This window comes from Parvimonas sp. D9, from assembly GCF_035282565.1.
Taxonomy (GTDB): Bacteria; Bacillota; Clostridia; order Tissierellales; family Peptoniphilaceae; genus Parvimonas; species Parvimonas micra.
In genome coordinates this window covers 1-276 of the sequence record NZ_JAYKBM010000133.1, presented here as the reverse complement: position 1 = coordinate 276, position 276 = coordinate 1, and the positions used below count along the sequence as shown (strand labels likewise).

1 protein-coding gene is annotated in these 276 nt (G+C 51.4%); it reads right to left on the bottom strand.

Going from position 1 to position 276, the window contains the following annotated elements; all coding sequences use genetic code 11:
- Nucleotides 1-276 (bottom strand): 7-cyano-7-deazaguanine synthase (locus tag VJI94_RS08330; protein ID WP_324009021.1); only part of this gene is annotated, 276 nt, incomplete at both ends.

Below are 276 nucleotides of genomic sequence, written 5' to 3'. Positions count from 1 at the left end.
CTACATCAGGAATCGCCTCATTCTCAGTCCCCTTGTCGACGAGCATACCAGTCAGGATGCCTTGCATATCCAGGGTGTAATGTTCAGCACCGTAGAATGCAGCTTGTGCCCCTGCAAACTCAGCTTCCTTCTTATGACGCTGACCATAATCTACGGTCACAGCTTCAAAGATGGCTGACGGGAATTCATCACGCGCAATGGCCAGCGTAGTCGTCGAATCTACCCCACCGCTGAGCAGCACGTATACCTTATGCATTTTGGCCATGTCGTTAACCC